This is a genomic window from Mesorhizobium sp. M2C.T.Ca.TU.002.02.1.1, from assembly GCF_003997225.1.
The window spans coordinates 1-2,947 of the sequence record NZ_RZTO01000763.1; the positions used below are offsets into that span (position 1 = coordinate 1).

Here is a 2,947-nt window from a genome sequence, read left to right on the forward strand (position 1 = left end):
TTTCCCGGGCCTGCGGGAGACCGCCGCCGCTTCCTCGACCGGCTGGTGCTGGCGATCGACCCCGGCCATGGCCAGCGCGCGCTCGACTATGAGAAGGCCATGCGAGGCCGTAACCGCTTGCTTACCGAAGGCTCGCGCGACGGCGCCTGGTTCGAGGCGATCGAGACGCAGATGGCCGAGACGGGGGTGGCGATCGCCGCGGCACGAGCCGAGCTGGTGCGGCTGCTTGCCGCCATGATCGACCGATTGCCTGGCAGCGGCCCGTTTCCGCAGGCCGACATCAGTCTTGCCGGCGACCTGGAGAGCGAGGTCGCCGTCGCGCCGGCCGTGGACGTCGAGGAGCGCTTCCGCCGCGCGCTTGCCAACGGCCGCGAGCGCGACCGCGCCGCCGGCCGCACGCTGGACGGCCCGCATCGTTCCGATCTCCTGGTGCGGCACCGGCCGAAGTCGATGCCGGCGGAACTGTGCTCGACCGGCGAGCAGAAGGCGCTGCTGGTCGGCATCGTTTTGTCGCATGCCAGGCTGACCGGCGAGATGTCGGGCCTGACGCCGATCCTGCTCCTGGACGAGATCGCCGCGCATCTCGACGCGGGCCGGCGCGCGGCGTTGTTCTCGATCCTGGAAGAGCTGAATTGCCAGGCCTTCATGACCGGCACCGACGCCGCCTTGTTTTCGAGCCTTGCCGGCCGGGCACAGTTCCTGACGGTCGATCACGGCAGCGTTGGGCCGACGTCCAACCCTTGAAGCCATTTCCGCGCTGCGCCACGAGGCTTTGCCTCGCGTCATGCCAAACCTTCGCCTTGCGTGTGGACCACAAGGCTTCGCCTTGCGCTTACTGACAAGGCTCTGCGCCAGCGATATGGTTCGGCTATGACCGACGCTGCCCTGACCGACGAAGAGCTCGAACGCTATGCCCGCCACATCGTGCTGCCGGAGATCGGCGGGCCGGGCCAGCAGAAGCTGAAACGGTCGCGGGTGCTGGTGATCGGCGCCGGCGGGCTCGGCGCGCCGGTGCTGGAATATCTTGCCGCCGCCGGCGTCGGCACGCTCGGCATCGTCGATGACGATACGGTCTCCTTGTCCAACCTGCAGCGGCAGGTGATCCATGGCAGCGACACGATCGGCATGGCCAAGACCGACAGCGCACGGGAAGCGATCATGCGCATCAACCCCAACGTCACGGTGGAATCGCATCGCCTGAGGCTGACGGCGGAGAACGCCCCTGCCCTCGTCGCGCGCTACGATGTCGTTGTCGACGGCTCCGACAATTTCGAGACGCGCTACGCGGCCGCCGATGCCTGCGCCGGTGAGAAGAAACCCCTCGTCACGGCCGCCGTCGGCCGCTTCGACGGCTCTGTGACGGTGCTGAAGCCGTTCGAGACAGGCGCCGACGGCAAGCGCAATCCGAGCTATCGCGACCTGTTCCCGGAAGCGCCGCCCGAAGGGCTGGTGCCATCCTGCGCCGTTGCCGGCATCGTCGGCGCGCTGACGGGCGTCATCGGCACGCTGGAGGCGATGGAGGCGATCAAGCTGATCACCGGCATAGGCGAGCCGCTGATCGGCCGACTGCTGCTCTACGATGGCCTCACGGCCCGTTTCGACACCATCCGCTACAAGGCCGTCTGAGCGCATGGACCAGGGCGTCGGCATCTCCATAACCGGCCTTCCGGCGCATTTCGACCGATGGGACGATCTGCTCGCGCTGATCCGGCGCGCCTTTGCCTATATGGACGGCATCATCGACCCGCCGTCGTCGGCGCATCTTTTGACCGCCGATACCCTTGCCGAGAAGGCGAAACGGGAAGCCGGGTTTTTGGCGATCGAGAATGGCCGCGTCGTCGGCTGCGTCTTCGCGCTGGAACGGGCGCGGGATTTCTATGTCGGCAAGCTCGCGGTCGAGCCGCGGCTGCAGGCCCAAGGCATAGGGGCCCGGCTGATGCGGGCGGTCGAGGATCTTGCCCGCGAACGCGGCAAGGATGCGATCGAGCTGCAGACCCGCATCGAACTGACCACGAACCACGCGGCTTTCGCCCGGCTCGGCTTCCGCGAGACCGAGCGCACGGCGCATGAGGGCTATGACAAGCCGACCTCCATCACCATGCGCAAGGTGTTTCTATGAGCCTTTCGCTCAGCCCGGAAGAACAGGCGATCGCCGCCCGCCAGGATGGCGCGGGCATGGCGATGCGCATCGTCGCCGAAAGCGCCCGCCTGCTCGGCGCGCCGCGGCTCATCCCGATCGCCTCCACGCATATCGACGGCGCGCTGTATCACGGCGATTCCGGCACGCTGTTCGCTGAAAAACTAGTCGAGGGCGGCGCGCAGGTCGCGGTGCGCTCGACGCTCAATGTCGGGGCGCTCGACCTGATGGGTTGCTCGCGCATCCGCCTGGAAGAGCCGCAGCGCGGCATGGCGCGACGGATGATGGAGGCCTATAGCAGGCTCGGCTGCGAGCAGAGCTGGACCTGCGCGCCCTACCAGGCCGGGCATAGGCCGGCGCTGGGCAGCGACGTCGCCTGGGGCGAGTCCAACGCGGTCGTCTTCTGCAATTCGGTGCTGGGCGCGCGCACCAACCGCTATGGCGATTTTCTCGACATTGCCTGCGCGATTGTCGGCTGCGCGCCGGATTACGGCCTGCATCGGCCCGAAAACCGCAGGGCAAGGCTCGTTTTCGATGTCTCGGGCCTGTCGCCATCCTTCCTCGCCTCGGAGATCGCCTGGCCTGTCCTGGGGAGCCTCTATGGCCGTGAGGTGGGCAACGCGATCGGCGTCGTCGCCGGCGTGGCCGCTCATCCCGGCGAAGACGCGCTGAAAGCCTTCGGCGCGGCGGCCGCATCGTCGGGCGCGGTTGGCCTTTTCCACATTGCGGGCGTCACGCCCGAGGCTCCGCACGTCGAAGCCATCCTGGCGGGGCCGGAGCCGGAAGCGGTGATCCGCGTGACGCCTGAGA

Annotated in this window: 4 protein-coding genes; all 4 read left to right on the forward strand. The window is 67.9% G+C overall.

The features are described from left to right. The coding region (gene recF / locus EOD07_RS28960; RefSeq protein ID WP_127237787.1) for a DNA replication/repair protein RecF at positions 1–744 on the forward strand (744 nt) is incomplete at its 5' end. Between the two features lie 126 nt (positions 745–870). Continuing rightward, positions 871–1,626: a molybdopterin-synthase adenylyltransferase MoeB gene (locus tag EOD07_RS28965; RefSeq protein WP_127237788.1), complete on the forward strand. Its 756-nt coding sequence runs from the start codon at positions 871–873 to the stop codon at positions 1,624–1,626. A gap of 4 nt (positions 1,627–1,630) precedes the next feature. Continuing rightward, on the forward strand, positions 1,631–2,119 hold the full coding sequence (locus tag EOD07_RS28970; protein WP_127237789.1) for a GNAT family N-acetyltransferase: 489 nt from the start codon (positions 1,631–1,633) through the stop codon (positions 2,117–2,119). After that, the coding region (locus tag EOD07_RS28975) for an aconitase X (RefSeq protein WP_127237790.1) at positions 2,116–2,947 on the forward strand (832 nt) is incomplete at its 3' end. The genes EOD07_RS28970 and EOD07_RS28975, both read left to right, overlap by 4 nt.

What these genes read in the sequence shown, in the direction of transcription:
- EOD07_RS28965 (WP_127237788.1), top strand. Translation starts at nt 871, where the DNA reads ATGACCGACGCTGCCCTGACCGACGAAGAGCTCGAACGCTATGCCCGC.
- EOD07_RS28970 (WP_127237789.1), top strand. Translation starts at nt 1,631, where the DNA reads ATGGACCAGGGCGTCGGCATCTCCATAACCGGCCTTCCGGCGCATTTC.